21 protein-coding genes are annotated in these 22,978 nt (G+C 73.3%); 16 read left to right on the forward strand and 5 right to left on the reverse strand.

Features of this window, described 5'->3' with window-relative positions:
• Position 1: 1 nt before the first annotated feature.
• A complete protein-coding gene (locus CG736_RS17255) occupies positions 2-2,716 on the forward strand; it encodes an RNA repair domain-containing protein (RefSeq protein WP_100587123.1) in 2,715 nt (904 codons plus the stop codon).
• A 77-nt stretch (positions 2,717-2,793) separates the two neighbouring features.
• Complete coding sequence (locus CG736_RS17260) at positions 2,794-3,171, forward strand: VOC family protein (protein WP_100587330.1); 378 nt, start codon at positions 2,794-2,796, stop codon at positions 3,169-3,171.
• 3 nt (positions 3,172-3,174) lie between these two features.
• Here CG736_RS17260 and CG736_RS17265 read toward each other — a convergent pair whose 3' ends face one another.
• On the reverse strand, positions 3,175-3,885 hold the full coding sequence (locus tag CG736_RS17265; protein WP_100587124.1) for an MOSC domain-containing protein: 711 nt from the start codon (positions 3,883-3,885) through the stop codon (positions 3,175-3,177).
• 74 nt (positions 3,886-3,959) lie between these two features.
• Complete coding sequence (locus CG736_RS38630; RefSeq protein WP_100587331.1) at positions 3,960-4,700, reverse strand: cyclase family protein; 741 nt, start codon at positions 4,698-4,700, stop codon at positions 3,960-3,962.
• A gap of 187 nt (positions 4,701-4,887) precedes the next feature.
• Between CG736_RS38630 and CG736_RS17275 the strand changes: the two genes are divergently transcribed.
• The 6 genes from CG736_RS17275 (at position 4,888) to CG736_RS17300 (ending at position 10,527) form a co-directional block, all read left to right on the forward strand.
• Positions 4,888-5,568 (forward strand): UbiX family flavin prenyltransferase, encoded by a 681-nt coding sequence (locus CG736_RS17275; RefSeq protein ID WP_100587125.1) that lies wholly within the window; start codon positions 4,888-4,890, stop codon positions 5,566-5,568.
• Between the two features lie 117 nt (positions 5,569-5,685).
• Entirely contained in the window at positions 5,686-6,147 is a 462-nt protein-coding gene (locus CG736_RS17280; RefSeq protein ID WP_030462120.1) for an Lrp/AsnC family transcriptional regulator, read from the forward strand.
• 51 nt (positions 6,148-6,198) lie between these two features.
• Positions 6,199-7,164 carry a threonine/serine dehydratase gene (locus tag CG736_RS17285; RefSeq protein ID WP_043914691.1) on the forward strand — a complete coding sequence of 322 codons (966 nt, stop codon included), beginning with the start codon at positions 6,199-6,201 and terminating at the stop codon, positions 7,162-7,164.
• Positions 7,165-7,215: 51 nt separating this feature from the next.
• The gene (mqnE, locus tag CG736_RS17290; RefSeq protein ID WP_043914689.1) at positions 7,216-8,379 is read left to right on the forward strand and encodes an aminofutalosine synthase MqnE; all 1,164 of its coding nucleotides are present in this window, start codon (positions 7,216-7,218) and stop codon (positions 8,377-8,379) included.
• Positions 8,380-8,581: 202 nt separating this feature from the next.
• Positions 8,582-9,487: a L,D-transpeptidase family protein gene (locus tag CG736_RS17295; protein WP_189271517.1), complete on the forward strand. Its 906-nt coding sequence runs from the start codon at positions 8,582-8,584 to the stop codon at positions 9,485-9,487.
• 95 nt (positions 9,488-9,582) lie between these two features.
• Positions 9,583-10,527, forward strand: coding sequence for a beta-ketoacyl-ACP synthase III (locus CG736_RS17300; RefSeq protein WP_100587126.1), 945 nt, complete (start codon positions 9,583-9,585; stop codon positions 10,525-10,527).
• Positions 10,528-10,725: 198 nt separating this feature from the next.
• Here CG736_RS17300 and CG736_RS17305 read toward each other — a convergent pair whose 3' ends face one another.
• Entirely contained in the window at positions 10,726-11,367 is a 642-nt protein-coding gene (locus CG736_RS17305; RefSeq protein WP_100587127.1) for a TetR family transcriptional regulator, read from the reverse strand.
• A gap of 307 nt (positions 11,368-11,674) precedes the next feature.
• On the opposite strand from CG736_RS17305, the gene CG736_RS17310 reads away from it, so the two are divergent.
• Positions 11,675-13,969: a serine/threonine-protein kinase gene (locus CG736_RS17310; protein WP_100587128.1), complete on the forward strand. Its 2,295-nt coding sequence runs from the start codon at positions 11,675-11,677 to the stop codon at positions 13,967-13,969.
• 171 nt (positions 13,970-14,140) lie between these two features.
• Here the strand turns inward: CG736_RS17310 and galE are convergent, their stop codons facing one another.
• Positions 14,141-15,115 carry a UDP-glucose 4-epimerase GalE gene (gene galE, locus CG736_RS17315; protein ID WP_100587129.1) on the reverse strand — a complete coding sequence of 325 codons (975 nt, stop codon included), beginning with the start codon at positions 15,113-15,115 and terminating at the stop codon, positions 14,141-14,143.
• A 143-nt stretch (positions 15,116-15,258) separates the two neighbouring features.
• Between galE and CG736_RS17320 the strand changes: the two genes are divergently transcribed.
• Positions 15,259-16,344: a S1C family serine protease gene (locus CG736_RS17320; RefSeq protein WP_369880219.1), complete on the forward strand. Its 1,086-nt coding sequence runs from the start codon at positions 15,259-15,261 to the stop codon at positions 16,342-16,344.
• A 79-nt stretch (positions 16,345-16,423) separates the two neighbouring features.
• Here CG736_RS17320 and CG736_RS17325 read toward each other — a convergent pair whose 3' ends face one another.
• Entirely contained in the window at positions 16,424-17,575 is a 1,152-nt protein-coding gene (locus tag CG736_RS17325; RefSeq protein ID WP_100587131.1) for a sensor histidine kinase, read from the reverse strand.
• 275 nt (positions 17,576-17,850) lie between these two features.
• On the opposite strand from CG736_RS17325, the gene CG736_RS37815 reads away from it, so the two are divergent.
• From CG736_RS37815 to CG736_RS17355, 6 genes are read left to right on the forward strand one after another with little or no spacing between them, the layout of a single operon-like run.
• Positions 17,851-18,258, forward strand: coding sequence for an NADH-quinone oxidoreductase subunit A (locus CG736_RS37815; protein WP_100587132.1), 408 nt, complete (start codon positions 17,851-17,853; stop codon positions 18,256-18,258).
• Complete coding sequence (locus CG736_RS17335; protein ID WP_043914674.1) at positions 18,249-18,887, forward strand: NADH-quinone oxidoreductase subunit B; 639 nt, start codon at positions 18,249-18,251, stop codon at positions 18,885-18,887. Before CG736_RS37815 ends, CG736_RS17335 begins: the two co-directional genes overlap by 10 nt.
• Positions 18,884-20,851, forward strand: coding sequence for an NADH-quinone oxidoreductase subunit C (locus tag CG736_RS38635; RefSeq protein ID WP_100587134.1), 1,968 nt, complete (start codon positions 18,884-18,886; stop codon positions 20,849-20,851). The genes CG736_RS17335 and CG736_RS38635 overlap by 4 nt, the downstream gene beginning before the upstream one ends.
• Entirely contained in the window at positions 20,848-21,807 is a 960-nt protein-coding gene (gene nuoH, locus CG736_RS17345; protein WP_100587135.1) for an NADH-quinone oxidoreductase subunit NuoH, read from the forward strand. Before CG736_RS38635 ends, nuoH begins: the two co-directional genes overlap by 4 nt.
• Positions 21,804-22,364, forward strand: coding sequence for an NADH-quinone oxidoreductase subunit I (locus CG736_RS17350; protein ID WP_100587332.1), 561 nt, complete (start codon positions 21,804-21,806; stop codon positions 22,362-22,364). The genes nuoH and CG736_RS17350 overlap by 4 nt, the downstream gene beginning before the upstream one ends.
• Positions 22,361-22,978, forward strand: a complete 618-nt coding sequence (locus tag CG736_RS17355) for an NADH-quinone oxidoreductase subunit J (protein WP_100587136.1) — start codon at positions 22,361-22,363, stop codon at positions 22,976-22,978. Before CG736_RS17350 ends, CG736_RS17355 begins: the two co-directional genes overlap by 4 nt.

Genomic DNA, 22,978 nt, shown 5'->3' on the forward strand with positions numbered 1-22,978 from the left:
CATGCGTCCCATCGAGCAGATCTGCCAACGCATCCGCTGGGACGACCGGTTCGACCCGGCCCGGTTCACGCTGGGCGTCCGGCAGCGCGACGACCGCACCAAGCTGGTCCCGCTGGAGACGTTCACCGCCGCCGGGGACGTGCCCTGGCACCGGGTGCGGCACGTCGAGGCCGACGGCCGGGTGGTGTGGGACCGCGACTCCGGCGTCGACCTGCTCGACACCACCACCGTGGGGCGGCGCACCGCCCCGCGCGTGCTGCCCGCGCCGTTCTTCACCCCGAGCACCCCGCACGCCTGGCGCCTGGAGCGCGGCTGGCGGCCCGCGGAGGGCCGACCCGGCGTTCCCGTCGGGCAGCTGCGGGTGGTCACCTGGAACACCCTGTGGGACCGCTACGACCCGGAGCTGATCCACACCGCCCGCCGCCGTCCGCTGCTGCTCGCCGAGCTGGAAGCCGCCGACGCCGACCTGATCGCCCTGCAGGAGGTCGAACCGGCGCTGGTGAAGCTCCTGCTGGCGCAGGAGTGGGTCCGGCGCGGCTACACCCTGGGCGCGGACCCGTTCGGCCGGGAGATCGACGACCACGGGCTGCTGCTGCTCAGCCGACTGCCCGTGCTGGAGGCCGGCCGGCACGCCCTCGGCCCGCACAAGGCCGTCACCGCGATCACCGTGCCCACCGGGGACGGGCCGCTCACCGTCGCCGCCGTCCACCTCAGCAGCGACCACTCGCCCGACGGCGCCGTCCGTCGGAGCGCCGAACTCGCGCTGCTCGCCGAGGGGTTCGCCGCCGTCGAGGGCGACCTGCTGGTGCTCGGCGACTTCAACGACAGCAGCTCGACGCCCGCCGCCGCCCTCGACCTGAACGACACCTGGACCGAGGTGCACGGCCCCGGGGACGGCAGCCCCACCTTCGACCCGGTCGCCAACCCGCTCGCCGCCGTCTCCTCCCTCACCGGCCGGGCCGGTCGCCTCGACCGCGTCCTGCTCCGTCCCGGCCGGGCCCGCGCCGAAGCCGCCCGCCTGCTCGGCCGACTCCCCGACCGGGAGGGCCTGTTCGCCTCCGACCACTACGGGCTCGCGGTCGACCTGGACTTCACCCCCGCTCCCGCCGAGGGCCGGCTCGACGCCCCGCCCACCGCCCGCACGGCCGTCGCCTGGCTGCCGCCCGAGCAGCTGCGGCCCCCGATCCAGCGCCTGCGCGCGGAGCACGACCCGCAGCTCGACCGCTGGCCGCCGCACGTCAACCTGCTGTACGGCTTCGTCGCCGAGCACGAGTGGGACGCCGCGCTGCCGCTGCTGGCCGAGGCCGCCGCCGAAGTCCCGCCGTTCACGGCCACGTTGGCGGGCGTGCGGACGTTCGCCCGGCGCACCGGCCACACCCTCTGGCTCGACCCGGCCGCCGACGGCCCCGCCCCGTGGGCCGCCCTGCGGCACGCCCTGGAGCGCCGCTTCCCGCAGTGCCGCGCCCACGCCGACGGGTACCACCCGCACCTGACGCTCGGCCGGTCCGACGATCCCCGCCGGGCCGTCGCCGACTGCACCGCCGCGCTCGGCCCGATGACCGCCCCCGTCGGCGAACTGGTCGTGCTGTCCCGGCGCGGCGACGGCCCGATGCTCCCGCGCGCCACCGTCGCCCTCGGCGCCGGCGAACTCCGGTCCGTTCCCGAGCCGTTGACCGCCGCCCCGGTCGAACCGACTGTATCCATCGGGGAGTTGACGGAACGGATCGCGGCCGTGCTGCCCGGCGAGGTCCACCCGGTGGGCTCCCGCCGGCTCGGCTGCGCACTGCCCGGCGCCGACCTGGACCTGGTCGCCGTGCTGCCCGGCGCCGTCGAACCCGACCTGCTGGCCGCCGAGTTGGCCGCCGCACTGCCGGACGCCCGGAACGTCCGCGAGGTGCGCGGCGCCCGGGTGCCGGGGCTCCGGCTGGACGTCGACGGGCTGGCCGTCGACGTGGTGCTGGCCCCGGCCGACGGGCCCGCCGAGGACTTCGCGGTCGCGTACAGCGCCGTCACCGACGCCGAGGCGGTGCTCGCCGCCGTCGGCGACCGCCACCGGGCGTTCGCCGCGCTGGCCCGCCGGGTCAAGGCCTGGACCCGGGCGCGCGGCCTGGACGGCGCGCCGTTCGGCCAACTCCCGTCCCTGGCCTGGACGGTGCTCGCCGCAAGGACCGTCCGGGAGACCGCCTCGGACGACCCGGCCGAACTGTTCCGCCGCTTCACCGGGACCTGGGCCGCCTGGGACTGGCGGCAACCCGTCACCCTGCTCGGCGGGCCGGCCGCCCCGCACCCCGACCCGGTGACGGTGCTGACCCCGACCGCCCCGGTCCGCAGCTGCACTGCCCAGGTCGGCGCCGGCGCCCGCGACCTGCTCGCCGAGGAGCTCTACCGCGCCTGGGAGCTCGGCCCCGACCACCCCGAGCTGCTCGCCCCGCCCCCGCTGCACCGCCGCCACGCCGCCTGGCTGGTGCTGACCGCCGACCCCGAACGGCTCGGACCGGTCAAGGGCCGCCTGCGCGCCCTGCTCACCGCCCTCGAACCCGCCCCCGGCGTGCACGCCTGGCCGCACCTGCTGCCGGGCCACCGCCTCGCCGTCGGCCTGGGCCCGCAGCCGCCCGACCGCGAGACCCTCGACCGGATCACCGCCGCCTGGCTGCCCGGCCTGCCGGGCGTCACCGCCACCCGCCTGCCGGTCGGCGAACTCGACCCGGCCGGGTGATCCCGCGGCCCGCCGCCGGGCACCCGGATGCGCCATGCTGGAACGAGGGACTCGACCAGATGCGGACGGGGAACACGATGATCGGCACACTGCAGTGCGTAGTGCTGGACTGCCACTACCCGGCGGGCCTGGCCCACTTCTACGCCGCCCTGCTCGGCGGCGAGGTCGACCGGCCCGACCCGCGCTGGTCGCTGGACGAGGAGTGGTCCACCGTCCACCTGCCCGGCGGCCAGGTGCTCGGCTTCCAGCGTGTCGAGGACTACCGCCCGCCGATCTGGCCCGACCCGGCGCACCCGCAGCAGCTCCACCTGGACATCGAGGTCGAGGACATCTCCGCCGTCGAGCAGCGGGTGGTCGAACTCGGCGCCGAGGTCAAGGACCGCGAGGCCGGCTGGACGGTGTTCGTCGACCCGGCCGGGCACCCGTTCTGCCTGATCCCGCGCCGCGCCGCCTGACGCTCAGGCCAGCGTCAGCACGTCCCCGACCCGCAGCCGGCCGGGCCGGGAGACGGACGCCAGCGCACCGAGCTCGCAGTCCCGCTCGTGCGCGACGGTCTTCAGGATCTCCGGCGCGTGCGGCAGCCCGGGCTGCGCCGCCCCGACCATCACGCACCGCACGCTGGCCCGGACGAACGCCAGCCGCACCCCGCCCTTCACCCGGCCCTCCCGGCCGTACCAGGCGTCCTCGGTGAACGGGGGAGTCCCGGGCGGGGTCCGCAGCAGCACGTTCGGTCGGAACCGGCGCTCGTCCACCACCGCGGACGGCACCGCCGCGGCGACCCAGTCCAGCGTGGCGGTGGTCAGCACGCTCACCGGCAGCTCGTCGAAGTGCGACACCGCGTCCTCGCGGGCCAGCCCGACGTCCTCCTGCTCCAGGTACGCGCGCAGGAAGGCGTCCGGGTCCGGCACCGGCATCCCCAGCGGGTCGAACAGCTCCGGGCCGTCGATCCTGCTGCCGAGCCGGGAGCTGAGCCGCAGCAGGCCGTCCATCCGCCGGAACCGGCGGGTGTTCTTCCCCGACCCGAACCTCCCGGCGCCGTCACGCACCGCGTACAGCCGGTCGCCGACCAGGCCGCGGTCGTCCACCTCGACGGAGTCGAGCAACTCGCCGCCCGTGGACTTCACGGGGTAGCGCCACAAGCGCTCGACCACACCGACGATCTGAGGCATGGCGGGAGCCTATCGGGGCCTCGCGCTGATGGTCTAGACCAAGTCGCGGGCGGGGGCGGCCCGTTGGCCGCCCGTCAGCCGATTCGCGCCACCGCCCGCACCGGCGCCCCGTCCGCCGCCGTCAACCGCAGCGGGAACAGCGACACCTCCACCGGCACCCCGGCCGCCTGCGCCTCCAGCAGCGGCGACAGATCCGTCAGGTTCTCCGCGATCACCCCACCGCCCTCCGGCCCCAGCAGCACCCGGTGCGCCGCCAGCGTCGGGAGCTCCGGCGCCGGATCGTGCTCGTCCGCCAACTCCGCCAACAGGCTGGCCACTTCGGGATCGGACGGCCCCGGGTCGGGCGTCGGATCCACCGACAGCGCATCCACCCCGACGGTGCGCACGCCCGCCGCGACGATGGCTGCCGCGGCCTCCTCCGACAGGTACGGATGCGCGAAGTACCGGTCCGTCCCCCAGTACCTGGGCCACCCCGTCGCCAGCAGCAGCACCGTCCCCGGCCCCGACACCGCGAGCGCCTCCGCCAGATGCCCCGCCGTCACCTCCCCGCGCGCCGGCAGCCCCCGCAGGTCCACCACCACCGCGGGCCCGGTGAACAACTCCAACGGCAGCCCGTCCAACGTCGGCCACCGCACGTCCAGGTGGTACGGCGCGTCCACATGCGTCCCCGTCTGCGACCCCAGATGCACCGCCAGCACATTCACCCCCTCCACCTCGGCCGTCAACGCCGCCCGCAACTCCACCCCGGGATCCCCGGGATACACCGGCATCCCGGACACCACCGGATGCGTCAGATCCACCAACTCCACTGCCATGCAGACCATTCTGGTCTTGAGCGGCGGGCGGGTGCGAAGACACGGGCGCGGGGAACTGCGCGAAGGGGAGCGCAACACGTCCGCGAGATCGCGACGCAGGGCGACGACCTGCACGTGATCGCGACCTCACGGACGTGGTCCGCGCCTGTCGCGCAGCCCGGTGGTCCGTCCCGGCGACAATGTCCCCATGAGCAGCAACCCCCGTCGCCCCTGGGTCGTCGGCGTCTCCGGCGCCAGCGGCACCCCCTACGCCGCGTCCGTGATCCGCGCGCTGCTGGACGCCGACGAGTCCGTCGACCTGGTGGTGAGTCGGGCCGCCCGGCTGACCATCCTGGACGAGACCGGCATCTCGTTCCGGGACGCGCACTGGAAGGCCGATCTCGCGCAGTGGCTGGGCCGGGAGGAGAAGGAGCTGGACGACGTCCGGTACTGGCCCGCAGGGGATTTCGCGGCGGGCCCGTCCTCCGGCTCGTACCCGGCGAAGGGGATGCTGGTCGTCCCGGCCACCACCGGCGCCGCGGCCGGCATCGCGCTGGGGCTGTCCAAGGACCTGCTCCAGCGCACCGCCTCGGTGACGCTCAAGGAGCGCCGCCCGCTGGTGCTGTGCCTGCGCGAGACGCCGCTCACCGGCGTCACCCTGCAGCACCTGGTGGCCCTGGACGCGCAGGGTGCGGTGGTGCTGCCGGCCTCGCCGGGGTTCTACGCGGGGGGCTCGACGGCCCAGGAGCTGGTGGATTTCGTGGCGGGCCGGGTGCTGGACGCGGTGGGGGTGTCGCACCGGTTGTACCGGCGCTGGTCGGGCAGCCTCGGCGAGGCGGGGAGCACTCCCGGAAGCACCCCGGAAACCCGGTCGCGCCGGGGCGAGTGAGCGGCCTCGCCAGGGGAGAGTATGTTCTCTGGGATACCCCGGTCGATCGGCGCTCGGCGCCTTGGATTCCAGAAAATGATCTTGATTCTGGAAAGGTTCGGAAGGACGCGGCAGGCAATGGACTCTGTGGACAGGCAGCTCATCCAGGCACTTCGTGAGAACGGCCGTGCCTCGTATGCCGAGCTGGGCCGTCTGGTGGGCCTCTCCGGGCCGAGCGTCACGGACCGGATCAACCGTCTTGAGCAGGCGGGCGTGATCACCGGGTACCGGGCGACGGTCAACCCGGCCACCCTGGGCTACGGGGTGACGGCGCTGATCGGTCTCCAGTTGACCGACGCCGCCGACCACGACGACGTCTCGCACCGGCTGAAGGACCTCCCGGAGGTGGAGGACTGCTGGTTCATCGCGGGCGACGACTCGTACATGCTGAAGGTCCGGGTGCCGGACGTGGAGGGCCTGGAGTCGGTGGTCAAGCGGCTGTCCGGCACCAAGGGCGTGGCGCGCACCCGGACCACGGTGGTGCTCTCCACCAAGTGGGAGAACCGGGTCAGCGAATTGCCGCTGCACCTCGCCGAGTAGCGCACTAGGGTCGTCGTCCCACGAACCGTCAACTGCTGAGGATGGCCCCGGATGTCCCTGGTCGACCTGGAAGACCTGCGCGCCGCTCAACGTCGGATCGCCGGCACGGCGGTCCGCACCCCGCTGCTGCCCTGCCCGTGGGCGGAGCAGCCGGACGGGCGCCGGCTGTGGCTGAAGCCGGAGAGCCTCCAGCCGACCGGGGCGTTCAAGGTCCGCGGCGCGTTCAACCGGCTGGCGGCGCTCAGCGCGGAGGAGCGCTCCCGGGGCGTGGTGGCGCAGTCCAGCGGCAACCACGCCCAGGCGGTGGCGTACGCGGCGCAGCGGCTCGGCATCAAGGCGGTCATCGTGATGCCGGACACCTCGCCCGCGGTGAAGATCGAGAACACCCGTTCGTTCGGCGCCGAGGTGCTGGTCGTCCCGGCCGAGCAGCGCGACACGCTCCCGCCGGAGCTGGTCGCCGCGCACGGCTACGTGTGGGTGCCGCCGTACGACGACCCGTACATCGTGGCGGGCCAGGGCACGGTCGGCCTGGAGATCGCCGAGGACGCCCCGGACGACCTGGACACCGTGCTGGTGCCGGTCTCCGGCGGCGGCCTGATCTCCGGCACGGCCGCGGCGCTGAAGCTGACCTGCCCGGGCGTGCGGGTGATAGGCGTGGAGCCGGAGCTCGCGGCGGACGCGCAGGAGAGCCTGCGCAAGGGCGTCCGCACCGCCTGGCCGATGGCCGACACCTACCGCACCGTCGCGGACGGCCTGCGCACCCCGGTGGTGGGCGTCCTCCCGTTCGAACACCTCACCGCGTACGTGGACGACATCGTCACCGTCTCCGAGCAGGAGATCAGGGACACCGTCGCCCTGCTGGCCCGCCGCGGCCGGCTGGTCGCCGAGCCGTCCGGCGCGGTCGCCCCGGCCGCGTACTTCCACCGCGCCGAGGAGCTCGGCGGCCGCGTCTTCGCGGCCGTGGTCAGCGGCGGGAACCTGGACCCCGCCCTGCTGGCCGAACTGCTGGCGGCCTAGGCGTAGTCTCGACTGGCAACGAATCGAAGGACCGAGGAGGCGGAGCGCCGCATGGACGCAGGGCTCAAGCGCGAGCTGGAGGCGAAGGTCTACGCCGGTGAGCGGCTGACCCGCGAGGACGGGATCGCGCTCTACGAGAGCGACGACCTGGCCTGGCTGGGCGGCCTGGCCCACCACGTGCGGACGCAGAAGAACGGCGACGTCGTCCACTTCAACGTCAACCGCCACCTCAACATGACCAACGTGTGCAGCGCCTCCTGCGCGTACTGCTCGTTCCAGCGCAAGCCGGGCGAGAAGGACGCGTACACGATGCGCATCGAGGAGGCCGTCCGGCTCGCCAAGGCGATGGAGTCGGAGTCCCTCACCGAGCTGCACATCGTCAACGGCCTGCACCCGACCCTGCCGTGGCGCTACTACCCGCGCTCCCTCAAGGAGCTGAAGGCCGCGCTGCCGAACGTCTCGCTGAAGGCGTTCACCGCGACCGAGATCCACTGGTTCGAGCGGATCAGCGGCCTGACGGCGAGCGAGATCCTGGACGAGCTGATCGAGGCCGGCCTGGAGTCGCTGACCGGCGGCGGCGCGGAGATCTTCGACTGGGAGGTCCGCCAGCACATCGTCGACCACGACACCCACTGGGAGGACTGGTCGCGGATCCACCGCCTGGCGCACGAGAAGGGCCTCAAGACCCCGGCCACCATGCTGTACGGCCACATCGAGGAGCCCCGCCACCGGGTCGACCACGTGCTGCGGCTGCGTGAGCTGCAGGACGAGACCGGCGGTTTCCAGGTCTTCATCCCGCTGCGCTACCAGCACGACTTCCACGACTCGAAGGACGGCAAGGTCCGCAACCGCCTGATGGACCGCACCGAGATGGCCACCGGCGCCGAGGCGCTGAAGACCTTCGCGGTGTCCCGTCTGCTGTTCGACAACGTCCCGCACGTCAAGGTGTTCTGGGTGATGCACGGCGTCACCACCGCGCAGCTGGCGCTCAGCCACGGCGCGGACGACATGGACGGCTCGGTGGTCGAGTACAAGATCACCCACGACGCGGACAACTTCGGCACCCCGAACAAGCTGGGCCGCGACGACCTGCTCGGCCTGATCCGGGACGCCGGCTTCCGCCCGGTCGAGCGCAACACCCGCTACGAGATCATCCGGGAGTACGACGGCCCGGACCTGCAGCGCCGGGAGACCCCGCAGGCCATGCGCCTCTGACTCCCGCCCGCACGTACGACTGCGCCCGGCGGCCGGTTTCCGGCCACCGGGCGCAGTCGTTCCGCAAGGGGCGCGCGGGACGGTTCTGCACTACCCGGTATGCCCCTCACCACCGGGAATGCGTTTCCACGCGCGTATGCTCACAGGCTCATCACACAGCCCGGGTTCCACCGCCTCCCCCGGGTCTGGGAGGATCGACGACATGTCCGGTTCCCATCGCGCCGCCTCGCACCGCCGCTCGGCCCCCGCGCCGGCCTCCCGGAGCGAGGCCGAGCAGACCCAGGGCCGAGCCGCGAGCCGCCGCCGCAAGCCGAAGCCGCGCCGGGCCGCCAAGCTCACCGTCGGCACCGCGACCCTGCTGGCCCTGACGGCCGGCTGGTTCACCGTCGGCCCCGGCCGGGACTTCCAGGGCGAGACCGCCAGCGCCGCCCCGGACCGCGAGCCCGAGGTCGCCCCGATGAAGGCCGCCGACGCCCACACCGGGGCCCCGGCCGCCGACCGCTCCACCCGCGACAGGATCACGGCCATCCCGGGGCTGGGCGCCTCCTGGACGGCCAAGATCCCCGCCGAGACCCGTCAGGTGCTGGTCGCCAGCGGCAAGGGCAAGGACTCCTCGGACAACACCGTCACGCTGTGGACCCGCGGCGACGACGGCGGCTGGCAGGCCGGCCAGAGCTGGCCCGCCCACAACGCCTACAAGGGCTGGACCGCCGACCACCGCTCCGGCGACCTGCGCAGCCCGATCGGCCTGTTCTCGCTCACCGACGCCGGCGGCCGCAAGGCCGACCCCGGCTCCAAGCTGCCGTACGACGAGAACGCCAAGTTCGTGATGGGCGGGCGCGGCTTCAACAACGAGCCGCTGGCCGGCTCCTTCGACTACGTGGTCGCGATCAACTACAACCGGGTGGTCGGCTCCTCCCCGCTCGACGGCCGCTTCCCGGACGGCGCGGCCAAGGGCGGCGGCATCTGGCTGCACCTCGACCACGGCGGCCCCACCCACGGCTGCATCTCGCTGACCGAGGACCACATGGTCGAGCTGATCAAGACCCTCGACCCGGCCATGCACCCGATGATCGCCATGGGCGACGCCGATTCCCTGGCGGCGTGACGGGTTCCGGTTGTGAGGCCCCTACAGCATCCGGCACCCGATCCTGTGCCAGGGCGTTACCGCCCGACTGGCCGGTAACCCGGTTGAGTGGCAGTATGACCGCCTCTCGTATCGTGGCGCTGGGCCACTACCAGCCGCCGAAGATCCTCACCAACGACGATCTCTCGGCGATGGTCGACACCGACGACCAGTGGATCCGGAGCCGGGTCGGCATCCGCACCCGGCACATCGCCGAGGACGAGACCCTGGTCGACCTCGCCGCCGGCGCCGCCCAGAAGGCCCTCGCCCGCGCGGGAGTGACCCCCGACCAGATCGACCTGATCGCCGTCGCCACCTGCACCGCCGTCGAACGCAGCCCCAACACCGCCGCCGCGGTCGCCGCCCGGCTCGGCGTCCCCACGCCCGCCGCCTACGACCTGAACACCGTCTGCTCGGGCTTCTCGTACGCGCTGGCCACCGCCGACCACGCGATCCGGGCCGGCGCCGCCACCCGCGCGCTGGTGATCGGCGCCGAGCGGATGTCCGACATCGTGGACTGGACCGACCGCACCACCTGCGTGATCTTCGCGGACGGCGCCGGCGCCGCCGTCCTGGAGGCCGTCCCCGACGACCGGGCCGGCATCGGCCCGGTGGTGTGGGGCTCCGAGCCGGAGAAGGGCGAGGCGGTGGTGATCAGCGGCTGGCAGCCGATCATCAGCCAGCAGGGCCAGACCGTCTTCCGCTGGGCCACCACCCAGGTCGCCCCGCTGGCCCGCAAGGCCTGCGAGAAGGCCGGCCTGGACCCGTCCGAGCTGCGCGGCTTCGTCGCCCACCAGGCCAACCTGCGGATCATCGACGCGATCGCCGGAAAGCTCGGCCTGGCCGAGGACGCGGTGGTCGCCCGCGACGTGGTCGACTCCGGCAACACCTCCGCCGCCTCCATCCCGCTGGCGCTGTCCAAGCTGGTCGAGCGCGGCGAGCTGCACAGCGGCGACCCGGTGCTGCTGTTCGGCTTCGGCGGCGGCCTGGCCTACGCGGGCCAGGTGGTGCGCTGCCCCTGACCCGGGAGCGGCCCACGACAGGACACGACACGGCGCAGGGGCGGCCGGGAGACCATCTCCCGACCGCCCCTGCGTTTCGTTGTATCGGTGCGGATGACGCCCCGCGGTACGTCGGCGAACCTCCCCCGAGGACACGGCCGCGTCCGACGCACCCCGTACAGGAACCGGGGCTCGGGCGTCAGAGGACTGGGCTGAGTGTTACTTCGGCGGCTTCTTTCCGGTGACTCCGAGGTACACCTGGAGCGCCAGGCTGGGCTTGAGGTCCTTGACCTTCACGCCCCACGAGGTGAACGCCTTCGAGTGCTCCGCGGACGCGGCCAGCAACGTCACCAGGGCGCCGGCGATCGCCGACCCGTCGACCGTCTTGTCGGTCTTGCCCTGGGTGTTGCGAACCGCCTCGGCGAGCGGAGCCGCCACCGAGTTGAGGACCTTCATGCGGATCTTGAAGAACCGCTTGTCCCCTTCCGCGGCACCGAGTGTGATCACTCGGAGAATGGCGTCATTCTTGCGCCAGAAGGCGAGGAATCCGTCCACCAGTTCTTCGGAAGTGGTGAAGCCGGTCTTTCCCGCCCAGGACTTTCCATCGACGAGCTCTTTGAGCCCGCCGCTGTCCTCGGCCATTTCCTCGGCGATCTCAAGGACTGCGCCCTCGACATCCGGGAAGTACTGGTAGAAGGTCGCGGGGGAGGTACCCGCCATACGGGCGACGTCGATGACCTTGACGTCCCGGTACGGCGACGTGCTGAGCATCTCGCGGAGGCAGTCGAGCAGCTTCTGCCGCGTCTCCTGTCCGCGCCGCCCGGCGACGCGACCGTCGACGGTGCGAACTTGTCCTGTCATGCCGTCAGCTTACCGTGGCACGATCTTGGCGCGATTCGGTAGTGCGACTATTAGTCCGCTCGTGGGGAGAATCAACGACTTTTCAGCGTGTGTTGTTGCCCCCCCGTGCACTGATGACCCCACAGCGTGACGACAAGTCAGCTCCGACGGGTTCGGCGACGGCCGCGACCCCCCGACACGCCCGGTGACCCGCCCGGCCGGGGCGGGTGACACGGGCGGGGGAGATTGGCTCCAGGACGGCGGGCATTGGAGAATCGGGGGCGCGCCACCGCCGGGGGGCGTTGGCGGAAGGGGAGGTGGCTGCGGAGTGGACCCGCTGACGGCGCACGATCCGAGACGGATCGGGCCCTTCGAGGTGCTGGCCCGGCTCGGCGCGGGCGGCATGGGCCTGGTGTACCTGGCCAGGTCGGCCTCGGGCCGCCGGGTGGCCATCAAGACCGTCCGCAGCGAGCTGGCCGAGGACAACCTGTTCCGGGTCCGTTTCGCCCGCGAGATCGCCGCCGCGAAGACGGTCGGCGGCTTCTACACCGCCGCCGTGGTGGACGCCGACGCCGATGCCGCGGTGCCCTGGCTGGCCACTGCCTACGTGCCCGCGCCCTCGCTGGAGGACCTGGTCACCGACTGCGGGCCGCTGCCCGCCGACGCGGTGCGCTGGCTGACCGCCGGCATCGCCGAGGCGCTGCAGTCCATCCACGCCGCCGGGCTGGTGCACCGCGACCTCAAGCCGTCCAACGTGCTGGTGGTCGAGGACGGCCCGCGGGTGATCGACTTCGGCATCGCCGCCGGCGTGTCGAGCACCCGGCTCACCATGACCAACGTCGCGGTCGGCACCCCGGCCTACATGTCGCCCGAGCAGGCCCGCGACAGCCGCAGCGTCACCGGCGCCAGCGACGTGTTCTCGCTCGGCTCGCTGGTGGTGTTCTGCGCCACCGGGCACCCGCCGTACCGGGGCACCAACCCGGTCGAGACGGTGTTCCAGCTGCTGCGCGACCAGCCGGACCTGTCCGGGCTGCCCGCCGAGCTGACCGACCTGGTGCGGGCCTGCATGCGGCCCGCGCCCGAGCACCGGCCGACGCCCGCCCAGATCCAGGCCGAGCTGGCCCCGCACCTGTTCTCCCGGGCCGACGCCTCCGGCGAGGCCGGGGACTGGCTGCCGCCCGCCGCGCTCGACCTGATCGAGGCCAAGCGCAGCAGCCGCCGTCCCGTCAGCCAGCAGCCGCAGGCCCAGCCGCCGGCGCCGGTGGTGCCGCCGCAGCCGTCCGCGCCGCCGATCTCGCGGGCCGCCCCGGTCGGGGCGCCGTCCGAGGCCGAGGTGGCCACCGAGCGGATGCGGCCGCACCAGCGGCCGGCGTCCGGCGGGGACGGGGCGATCCGGCTGGCCGGCGCGCACGTGCCGATAGGCCCCGGGCCCCGGGTGGAGCCGGTGGCGCCGTCCGCGGCCCCCGTCGGCACCGACTGGGTGCGCCGCACCTCCGCACCGGCCGCCCCCGCCGCCCCGCCGCAGCCGCCCGCCGCCCGCTGGCGGCCCTGGCGGTTCCGGATGTCCAACGACGTGTGGGGCACCCCCGTGGTCGCCGACGGCACGCTGTTCGTCTCCAGCTTCGAGGTGCACGCCCTCGACATCGGCTCCGGCGAGCGCCGCTGGAAGACCCGCGACGTCGCCTGGGCCCTGGCCGTGGACAGCGGCCGGGTGCACGCCGCCGACGGGCCGCACCTGTACACCGTGGACTCCGTCGACGGCACCGAGCGCTGGCGCACCTCGCTGGACGGCTGGGTGTACTCGCTGGACGCCGCCGACGGCGTGCTGTGCTGCGGCATCCGCGGCGGCGGGGTGCAGCTGCGCTCGGCCGCCAGCGGCGCCGAACTGTGGCGCGCCGACGACGCCCAGCAGGAGTACGAGAACCCGCAGTCCGGCCCGGCGCTGATCGCCGGCGCCGCCTACTACCAGGGCTCCGGCCGCCTGCACTGCGTGGACCCGCGCGGCGGGGGCGTCCGCTGGGCGCTCCCGGTCACCGGCAAGGTCCCGGCCCGGCCGGTGGAGCGCGGCGGCGTGCTGTACCTGACCTCCGGCCAGCGGGTGCACGCGCTGGACGCCGCGACCGGCGCCGAGCGCTGGCGGTTCGACGCGCCCGTGGTGCTGTTCACCCCGCCCGCCGTGGACGACCGCGCGGTGTACGTCGCCGACTACCTCGGCACCCTGTACGCGCTGGACGCCCTCACCGGACACGGCCTGTGGCGGGCCGCCACCACCTCCCGGCAGGGCGCCGAGCCCGCCGTGGTCGCCGACGGCACGGTGCTGCTGGGCTCCGGCGACACCCTGTTCGCCTTCGACAGCGCCACCGGCCGGGAGCGCTGGCGCTACGCCGCCCGCGCCGACCTGGTCGGCTCCCCGGCGGTCGCCGACGGCCTGGTCCACCTGGGCAGCCGCGACCACTCGCTGCACACCCTGGAACTCGCCACCGGCCGCCTGCGCTGGGAACTCGGCACCAAGGGCGAGCTGACCGGCTCCCCGGTCGCCGTCGACGGCCGGGTCTTCGTCGGCTCCAAGGACCGCTGCGTGTACGCGCTGGACTCGTTCTACGGGACGGCCGTCCCGCACTGACACCGGGTGGGCGGACTTCTTCGCCGGCGGGGGCGACCGCGGGTCGGGCTCCGGCGCACCCGCCGCCGAACGATGATCGAATTCGGTGATCGGCTTCGGCGATCGGCAGCGGGCGGGGGCTCGCGCGACGGCCCCGGACCGGGTGCGGTCCGGGGCCGTCGTGGTCGTCGGCTACGGGTGGCGGTGCTGCCAGCCGGCCCAGGCGGAGGCGACCATGTCGCGGACGTCGTGCCGGGCTGTCCAGCCGAGTTCGCGGTGGATCAGCTCGGCGGACGCCACCACCCGGGCCGGGTCGCCGGCGCGGCGGGCGGTCACCTCGGGGGCGGTGTCGAGGCCGGTGACCTCGGCGATCTCGGCGAGCATCTCGCGGACGGAGACGCCGTGGCCGGTGCCGATGTTGAGGGTCAGCCGGACCTGCTCGCCCGGTGCGCTCGCGCTCAGCCGGCGGACCGCGGCGACGTGCGCGGAGGCGATGTCCGAGACGTGGATGTAGTCGCGGATGCAGGTGCCGTCCGGGGTCGGGTAGTCCTCGCCGAAGATCAGCGGGGGCAGCCCGGCGGTGAGGCGCTGGAAGGCCAGCGGCACCAGGTTGGCCGCGCCCGGGTCGGACAGCTCGGGGGCGGCCGCGCCGGCCACGTTGAAGTAGCGCAGCGACACCGCGGACAGCCCGTACGCGTCGGCGCAGGCGTTCAGCAGCCACTCGCCGGCCAGTTTGGTCTCGCCGTACGGGTTCATCGGCGTGCACGGCGTGGCCTCGGTGACCAGGTCGACGTCCGGCATGCCGTAGACGGCGGCCGAGGAGGACAGCACCGCCCGGCGCACGCCCGCGTCGACCGCGGCGGCCAGTACGACCCGCAGGCCCTCGACGTTCTCGTGGTAGTAGCGCAGCGGCTGGGCGACCGACTCGCCGACCTGCTTGCGGGCGGCCAGGTGCAGCACGCCGGTGACGCCGTGCTCGGCGAGGACGCGGTCCAGCAGCTGGCGGTCCAGCGTGGAACCCGTCACCAGAGGGACGCCGGGAGGCAGGTGGGCGGCCGAGCCGGTGCTCAGGTCGTCCAGGACGACCACCGACTCGCCGGCCGCGGCCAGCTCCCGAACGACATGACCACCGATGTAGCCGGCCCCGCCCGTGATCAACCAGGTCATGCCCCGATCCTAGACGGCCGCCTTCCGGGTGGTGGCGGGTGTGTCTGGACAGGCATTCGGACAATTCGCTGAAATGCTGACAAAGTTCTGTCCCGCGACCGGAGGTGGCTGCCGTGCGCCCCAAGAAGGAACCGACCCGTCCGGTGCCGGCCGGCCCCCGGCCCACCGGGCCCAAGCTGTGGCTCGGTCCGGCGGCGGTGCTGGCCGCGGCCGCGCTGCTGGTCACGGGCTGCTCCAGTGCCGGAAAGGGGTCCGGCTCCAGCACGGCGGCCGGCGCGGCCACGACCGCGCCCGCCCCCTCCACCAGCGACCAGCTGGAGCAGAACTACCAGCAGGTGATCTCCCAGGTGCTGCCCTCGGTGGTGCAGATCACTGCGGGCGACAGCCTGGGCTCCGGGATCGTCTTCGACGACAAGGGCGACATCGTCACCAACGCGCACGTGGTCGGCACCGCGCAGACCTTCACCGTGACGCTGGCCAACAGCACCAAGCCGCTGGACGCCACCCTGGTGGGCAGCTACCCGCAGTCCGACCTCGCGGTGATCAAGCTGAGCAGCCCGCCCGGCGGCCTCAAGCCCGCCACCTTCGCGGACAGCTCCAAGGTCGCGATCGGCCAGATCACGCTGGCCATGGGCAGCCCGCTGGGCCTGTCCAGCAGCGTCACCGAGGGCATCGTGTCGGCGGTCGGACGGACCGTCAGCGAGCCGCAGACCTCCGGCTCGCCCGGCGCCACCATCGGCAACATGGTGCAGACCTCGGCCGCGATCAACCCGGGCAACAGCGGCGGCGCGCTGGTCAACCTCTCCAGCCAGGTGATCGGGATCAACACCCTGACCGCGGTGGACCCGGAGCTGGGCAACTCGGCCGCGCCCGGCATCGGCTTCGCCATCCCCGCCGTCACCGTGACCAGCATCGCCAACCAGCTGATCACCAGCGGCACGGTCACCAACTCCGGGCGGGCCGCACTCGGGGTGACCGTCCGCCCCTACTTCGACGCCAACTTCCAGCCCGCCGGGGCGGCGGTCGTCTCGGTGTCCTCCGGCGGACCGGCGGCCTCCGCCGGGCTGCAGGCGGGCGACGTGATCACCAAGATCAACGACACCGCGATCACCAGCCCCTCCGCGCTGACCACCGTGCTCGCCGGGTTCTCCCCGGGCGACAAGGTGACCGTCGGCTACCAGCGCGACGGCAAGAACCAGAGCGCGGACGTCACCCTGGGGACGCTGTAGCCCCGCCCGCTCGGGCCCGGAGTGCCGTACCGCGCAAGGGAGACGGCACCCCGGGTCCGTCCACGCCCGGGCCGGGCCGTCAGGCCCGGCCGACCCGGGTGCGCCAGGGGAGCTCGACGGCTATCGACGTCGGGCCGCCGGCCGGGCTGTCCACCACGAACACGCCGTCCACCGACTCGGCGCGCTCGGCCAGGCCGGCCAGGCCGCCGCCCGGGCGGACCTCGGCACCGCCGCGGCCGTCGTCCTGCACCGTCAGCATCAGCCGGTCGTCCTGCCGCCAGAGGTCCACCGAGGCGGAGCGGGCGCCGGAGTGCTTGGAAGCGTTGGTGAGCAGCTCGCTGACGGTGAAGTAGGCGATGCCCTCGACCGCCGAATCGGGACGCCCCTCGCCCAGCTCGACGTGCACCTTGACGCCGCCGGGCAGCGTGCAGCGGGCCGCGACCGAGGACAGCGCGGCATCGAGCCCGCGGTCGGTCAGCACCGCCGGGTGGATGCCCCGGGCGAGATCGCGCAGCTCCTGCAGGGCCAGCTTCACCTCGCCGTGCGCCGCGTCGACCATCTTCTGGGCGGCCACCGGATCCTCCGACAGCTTCTCCTTCGCCAGGCCCAGATCCATCGCCAGCGCCACCAGCCGGGCCTGCGCGCCGTCGTGCAGATCCCGCTCGATGCGGCGCAGATCGGCGGCCGCGTGGTCGACCACCGCACCGCGGTCGTCCTCCAGCTCACGGACCCGCTCGGCCAGCGCGCCCGGCGACAGCAGGCCCTCCACCAGCAGCCGGGAGACCCAGGCCAGCCCGCGCACCGCCCACGGCAGCACCGGCCAGCCGACGATCAGCAGCACCAGCGTCACCGTGAAACTGAGGATGCCCCAGGGCAGCATCAGCAGGCAGTACAGCGCGCTGCGCCAGCTCAGCCCGTCCGACAGCGACGCCACGACCCAGCCGGCCGGGCCCGGACGCGTCGCCACCAGCGGCTCCGGCTCGGCGACCCGGCTGCCCAGCGAGACCCGGGCCCGGGCCCGGCCCAGCCGGCCGAACAGCCGGCAGCACGTCAGCCCGAAGGCCAGCAGCGGCAGCCCGACGACCGTCACCGCCATGCCGAGCCCCGCCGACAGCAGCGTCACCATCACCGTGAAGGCGGCCAGCCCGATCGGGAAGTTCAGCAACTCGTGCTGGACCCGCTGCCACATCTCCGCCCCGTACAGCGACGGACGCTTCGCCTCGTCCTCCATGGTCGGCGCCCTCTCCTGATGCTCGCCGTTCTCTGACGATCACCAGCATCCCGGTTGCGGACCGGGCGCCGCCATGGTGCTGCACTCCGTCTTCGTCCGGGGGTTATCCCCACCCCTCGCGCTGAACCCCGGTCCCGGCGGGCCGGCAAGCGGAATTCCGGCGAGTGTCCACCGGACGTCTTGCAGACCGGGCAGATGGGGGAGTAGACGAGCGGTGCACATAGACTCCCGCGATAGCGATGGTTATGGACGGGCAAAGAAGAAGGGCGTAATCCATGGAGTGGCAGCCGCTCGCTGCCGACCCCGCCGCCGGCAGCGGCTACTTCGACGCCTACGCGGCGATCGGCCTGCTGGTGGTCATCGGCGTCCTCTTCGTCACGGTGGCGTTCACCGCCAACCGCCTGCTGCGGCCGGTGGTCGACACCCCGGAGAAACTGCTCGCCTACGAGTGCGGCGTCGATCCGGTCGGCGAGGGCTGGGCGCACACCCAGATCCGCTACTACGTCTACGCCTTCCTGTACGTGATCTTCGCGGTCGACGCGATCTACCTGTTCCCGTGGGCCACGGTGTTCGCCGCCGCCGGCTTCGGGGCGGCCACGCTGGTGGAGATGTTCGTCTTCATCGGCTTCCTCGCGGTCGGACTGCTCTACGCCTGGAAGAAGGGCGTTCTGGAATGGACGTGACGCACTCCCACGGGACGCCCGGTCAGGGCCCGGTCCCGCTCGGCATCCCCGACCCCGCCACCCCCGGCGCCGCCGTCGAGCAGCGCCGCCTCGGCCCGCTCGCCCGACTCGCCCCGGACCCGGTCAAGGTGGTGCTCAACTGGGGCCGCCGCTACAGCCTCTGGTGCTTCAACTTCGGACTCGCCTGCTGCGCGATCGAGTTCATCGCCGCGTCCATGGCCAAGCACGACTTCATCCGAATGGGTGTCATCCCGTTCGCGCCCGGCCCCCGACAGGCCGACCTGATGATCGTCTCGGGCACCGTCACCGACAAGATGGCCCCCGCCGTCAAGCGCCTGTACGAGCAGATGCCCGAACCGAAGTACGTCATCTCCTTCGGCGCCTGCGCCAACTCCGGCGGCCCCTACTGGGACTCCTACTCCGTCACCAAGGGCGTCGACCAGATCATCCCCGTCGACGTCTACGTGCCCGGCTGCCCGCCCCGGCCCGAGGCGCTGCTCCAGGGCATCCTCAAGCTCCAGGAGAAGATCGCCGCCGAGGACGTCCCGCAGCGCTACGCCGCACCCGCGGCCGCGCTGCGCCGCCCGCTGCAGGCCGCGCCCGCCCCGACCGAGGAGGGCGAGCGGTGACCGAGAACCCCGACGTTCCGACTGCTGCCGAGCGCACCGCCGCCGCGATCGGCCCGTGGGCCACCGCCGCCGAGGCCTATGAACTGCTCACCGTCACCGTCCCCGCCGAACACTGGATCGAGGCGCTCACCGCCGCCCGCGACGTCCTCGGCCTGGCGTTCCTGGACTGGCTGAGCGCCGTCGACGAACTCGCCGAAGGCTTCGCGGTCTGCGCGCACCTGGCCGCCGTCGGCGAGCCCGGCAGCGTCCGCCGACTGCTGCTGCGCACCCGCGTGCCGCGCGACAAGGCAGCACTGCCGACCGCCGTCGAGGTGTACGCCGGCGCCGCCTGGCACGAACGCGAGACCCGGGAGATGTTCGGCATCGAATTCCCCGGCCACCCCTACCCGGCCACCCTGCTGCTGCCGGACGGCTTCGAAGGCCACCCGCTGCGCAAGGACTTCGTCCTGGCCGCGAGGGTCGCCAAGGACTGGCCCGGCGCCAAGGAACCCGGCGAGTCCGACCACGGCGGCGGCCCCGCCCGACGCAAGATGCTCCCGCCCGGTGTCCCCGACCCGAACGAGTGGGGCCCCCTCAAGGGCACCCTCCCCCCGGTCGCCGAACGTCCCGCCCGCGCCGCGAGGGCCGGCGCGGGAGCCGGCGTCGACCGCCCCCGCCGCACCCGCACCGTCGGCGAGGGCTCCACCAGCCAGGCCACGACGCCCCCGGACGCGACTCCCGCCGCCGACGCACCGCCGGTACGCGCCGACCGCCCGCGCCGCAGCCGAAGCGTGGGCGAGGGCTCGGTCAGCCAGGCCGCCCCCGAAACCCCCCGCCGCACCACCCGCACCCAGTCCTCCGACGCCCCGTGGCACGCCCCCGTCCCGGCCCACGAGACGCCTGCCGGCGCGAAGCCCGAGACGGAGAAGCCCGAGACGGAGAAGCCTGCGGCTGCGGCGGCCGAGGCAGTGAAGCCCGAGGCAGTGAAGTCCGAGGCTGCGGAGCCTGGGGCCGCGAAGCCTGAGGCTGTGAAGCCTGAGGCCGCGGAGCCCGAGGCGGCGGAGGCGCTGCCCGTGCAGCCTGAGGCCGCGCGGGCCAAGTCCGCGCAGGCCGGGCCTGTGGCGGCGGAGTCCGTGCAGCCCGAGTCCGCGAAGCCTGGGGCCACGAAGCCAGAGCGTGCAGGGGCGAAGCCCGCGGAGCCCGAGTCTGCGCAGGCCGAGCCCACCGCGACCGAGGCCGTGAAGCCCGAGGCGGAGAAGCCTGCGGCCGAGTCCGCGAAGTCCGAGTCCGCGAAGTCCGAGGTCGTCGCGCAGGTTGAGCCTGCGGCAGTTGAGTCTGTGAAGCCTGACGCCGCGGAGCCTGAGGCGGCGGAGGCGCAGCCCGTGCAGCCTGAGGCCGTGCGGGCCGAGTCCGCGCAGGCCGGGGCCGTGGCGGCGGAGTCCGTGCAGGCCGGGGCCGTGGCGGCGGAGTCCGTGCAGCCCGAGTCCGCAGCGGCCGGGCCCGCGAAGCCTGGGGCCGCGAAGCCAGAGCGTGCAGGGGTGAAGCCCGCGGAGTCCGAGTCCGCGCAGGCCGAGCCTGCGGTGGCGGAGACGAAGTCCGGGGCTACGAAGCGCGAGCCTGCGGAAGCAATGCCCGCGCACACCGAGCCCGCGACGCCCGAAGCCGTGCAGGCCGCGCCTGCGGGGGCGGAGCCCGAGCCCGTGGGGCCTGGGACCGCACAAGCCGAGCTCGCAGAGCCTGCGCCTGCGAAGCCTGGGGCCGTGGAGCCCGGGCCTGCGAAATCTGACACCGTGCAGCCCGAGCCCGAGCCCGAGCCCGAGCCAGCGCAGGCCGAGTCCGCGAAGGCCGAGCCCGCGAAGGCCGGGCCTGCGAAATCTGACACTGCGCAGGCCGAGCCCGAGTCCGAGTCCGCGCAGCCGGAGTCCGAATCGTCCGAAGCCGATCAGCAGTCCTCGCAGCCCTCGCAGAACGGAGACAGCGCGTGAATCTTCTCGACACGCTGCTGCGCTGTGTCGGCACGCTGGTGGCGTTCCTGGTGTTGCCGTTGGTGGTCGGGCAGGCCGAGCACAAGGTGATGGCGCACATGCAGGGGCGGCTCGGGCCGATGTATGCGGGCGGGTTTCACGGGTGGGCGCAGTTGGTGGCCGACGGTGTGAAGTTCGTGCAGAAGGAGGACGTCGTTCCGGCGGGGGCGGACCGGCGGATCTTCCGGTTGGCTCCGGCGGTCGCATTGCTGCCGTACCTGTTGGTGCTGCTGGTGATTCCGATCGGGCCGAACGGGCTGGTCGGGCAGGCGGTGGACGCGGGCATCTTCTTCGTGCTGGCGGTCATGGGCATCGGCGTGCTGGGTTCGCTGATGGGCGGTTGGGCGTCGGCGAACAAGTTCTCGTTGCTGGGTGCGCTGCGGACGGCGGCGCAGCTGATGTCGTACGAGTTGCCGATGCTGCTCGCGGCGGCGTCGGTGGCGATGGCGGCGGGCACCGTCTCGTTGCCGGGGATCGTGGACGCCTTCCACTGGTGGTGGGTGCCGTGGCAGCTGATCGGCGCGTTCGTGTTCTTCACGGCGGGTCTGGCGGAGCTCCAGCGGCCGCCGTTCGACATGCCGGTGGCCGACTCGGAGATCATCTTCGGCGCGTACACCGAGTACACCGGTCTGCGGTTCGCGTTGTTCCTGCTGTCCGAGTACGCGGGCATCGTGGTGCTCTGCGGGCTGACCACGGTGCTGTTCCTGGGCGGTTGGCACGGCCCGTTCTCCGACGGTCTGGGCGTGGTGTGGACGTTGGCGAAGACGTTCGCGCTGGCGTTCGTGGTGCTCTGGCTGCGGGTGACGTACCCGCGGTTGCGCGAGGACCAGCTGATGCGTTTCGCGTGGACGGTGCTGATCCCGCTCGCCCTGGCCCAGCTCGCCCTCACCGGCGTCGTCAAGGTGGCGATCTCCTGATGAAGTTTCCCGGCTCCGGCCTGGCCAAGGGCCTGGCCGTCACCATGCGGACGATGACGCGGAAGACCGTCACCGCGCAGTATCCGGACGTGCAGCCCGAGCTGCCGCCGCGCTCGCGCGGCGTGATCGCGCTGCTGGAGGAGAACTGCACGGTCTGCATGCTGTGCGCCCGTGAGTGCCCGGACTGGTGCATCTACATCGACTCCCACAAGGAGACGCTGCCCGCCGCCGATCCGAACGCCCGGGCCCGTACCCGTAACGTGCTGGACCGTTTCGCCATCGATTTCTCGCTCTGCATGTACTGCGGGATCTGCATCGAGGTGTGCCCGTTCGACGCGCTGTTCTGGTCGCCGGAGTTCGAGTACGCGGAGACCGACATCCGCGAGCTCACCCACGAGCGCGACCGGTTGCGCGAGTGGATGTGGACCGTCCCGCCGCCGCCCGCGCACGACGTCGCGGCGGAGGAGCCCAAGGAGATCGCCATGGCCCGCAAGGCCGCCGACAAGCTGGCGGCCGCGGCCGCCGCTGCCGCCGCCGAGGAGGGGGAGCAGAGTTGAGCGCCCTGCTGGCCGCGGCGGGCTCGTTGGAGCCCGCCGCGCGCTCGTACCTCTCGCCGACCGGGCAGGAGATCGTCTTCCTGCTGGTCGGTGTGCTCGTGCTCGGTGCGGCCGTGGTCTCGGTGACCACCCGCCAGCTGGTGCACGCCGCACTGTGGCTGGTGGTGGCGCTCGGCGGTCTGGCGGTGGAGTTCCTGCTGCTGACGGCCGAGTTCGTGGCCTGGGTGCAGGTGCTGGTGTACCTGGGCTCGGTGGTCGTGCTGGTGCTGTTCGGCCTGATGCTGACCCGGGCCCCGATCGGCAGCTCCCCGGATGCGGACTCCGGCAACCGTCCGGCGGCGCTGGCCGTCGGCGTGGCCTCCGCCGCGACCCTGGTGACGCTGGTGGTGGACGCGTTCCGCTCGTCCTGGATCGACCTGTCCGGTCCGGTCGGCACCACCCGGCTCACCGGCGAGTTCCTGTTCTCGCACTGGGTGCTGCCGTTCGAGGCGCTGTCGGTGCTGCTGCTGGCCGCCCTGGTCGGCGCGATCGTGCTGTCCCGCACCAAGGGCGACCGGACGAAGCCGAGGCCCGGGAACCTGCGCACCGCCCTGACGAAGACGAAGGAGCGCTGA

Source organism: Kitasatospora sp. CB02891 (genome assembly GCF_002803145.1).
Classification (GTDB): Bacteria; Actinomycetota; Actinomycetes; order Streptomycetales; family Streptomycetaceae; genus Kitasatospora; species Kitasatospora griseola.

What these genes read in the sequence shown, in the direction of transcription:
- CG736_RS17325 (WP_100587131.1), bottom strand. Translation starts at nt 17,575, where the DNA reads ATGGAGGACGAGGCGAAGCGTCCGTCGCTGTACGGGGCGGAGATGTGG.
- CG736_RS17275 (WP_100587125.1), top strand. Translation starts at nt 4,888, where the DNA reads ATGAGCAGCAACCCCCGTCGCCCCTGGGTCGTCGGCGTCTCCGGCGCC.
- CG736_RS17295 (WP_189271517.1), top strand. Translation starts at nt 8,582, where the DNA reads ATGTCCGGTTCCCATCGCGCCGCCTCGCACCGCCGCTCGGCCCCCGCG.
- CG736_RS17280 (WP_030462120.1), top strand. Translation starts at nt 5,686, where the DNA reads ATGGACTCTGTGGACAGGCAGCTCATCCAGGCACTTCGTGAGAACGGC.
- CG736_RS17335 (WP_043914674.1), top strand. Translation starts at nt 18,249, where the DNA reads ATGGACGTGACGCACTCCCACGGGACGCCCGGTCAGGGCCCGGTCCCG.
- CG736_RS17300 (WP_100587126.1), top strand. Translation starts at nt 9,583, where the DNA reads ATGACCGCCTCTCGTATCGTGGCGCTGGGCCACTACCAGCCGCCGAAG.
- CG736_RS38630 (WP_100587331.1), bottom strand. Translation starts at nt 4,700, where the DNA reads ATGGCAGTGGAGTTGGTGGATCTGACGCATCCGGTGGTGTCCGGGATG.
- CG736_RS37815 (WP_100587132.1), top strand. Translation starts at nt 17,851, where the DNA reads ATGGAGTGGCAGCCGCTCGCTGCCGACCCCGCCGCCGGCAGCGGCTAC.
- CG736_RS17285 (WP_043914691.1), top strand. Translation starts at nt 6,199, where the DNA reads ATGTCCCTGGTCGACCTGGAAGACCTGCGCGCCGCTCAACGTCGGATC.
- CG736_RS17260 (WP_100587330.1), top strand. Translation starts at nt 2,794, where the DNA reads ATGATCGGCACACTGCAGTGCGTAGTGCTGGACTGCCACTACCCGGCG.
- galE (WP_100587129.1), bottom strand. Translation starts at nt 15,115, where the DNA reads ATGACCTGGTTGATCACGGGCGGGGCCGGCTACATCGGTGGTCATGTC.
- mqnE (WP_043914689.1), top strand. Translation starts at nt 7,216, where the DNA reads ATGGACGCAGGGCTCAAGCGCGAGCTGGAGGCGAAGGTCTACGCCGGT.
- CG736_RS17265 (WP_100587124.1), bottom strand. Translation starts at nt 3,885, where the DNA reads ATGCCTCAGATCGTCGGTGTGGTCGAGCGCTTGTGGCGCTACCCCGTG.
- CG736_RS17255 (WP_100587123.1), top strand. Translation starts at nt 2, where the DNA reads ATGCGTCCCATCGAGCAGATCTGCCAACGCATCCGCTGGGACGACCGG.
- CG736_RS17305 (WP_100587127.1), bottom strand. Translation starts at nt 11,367, where the DNA reads ATGACAGGACAAGTTCGCACCGTCGACGGTCGCGTCGCCGGGCGGCGC.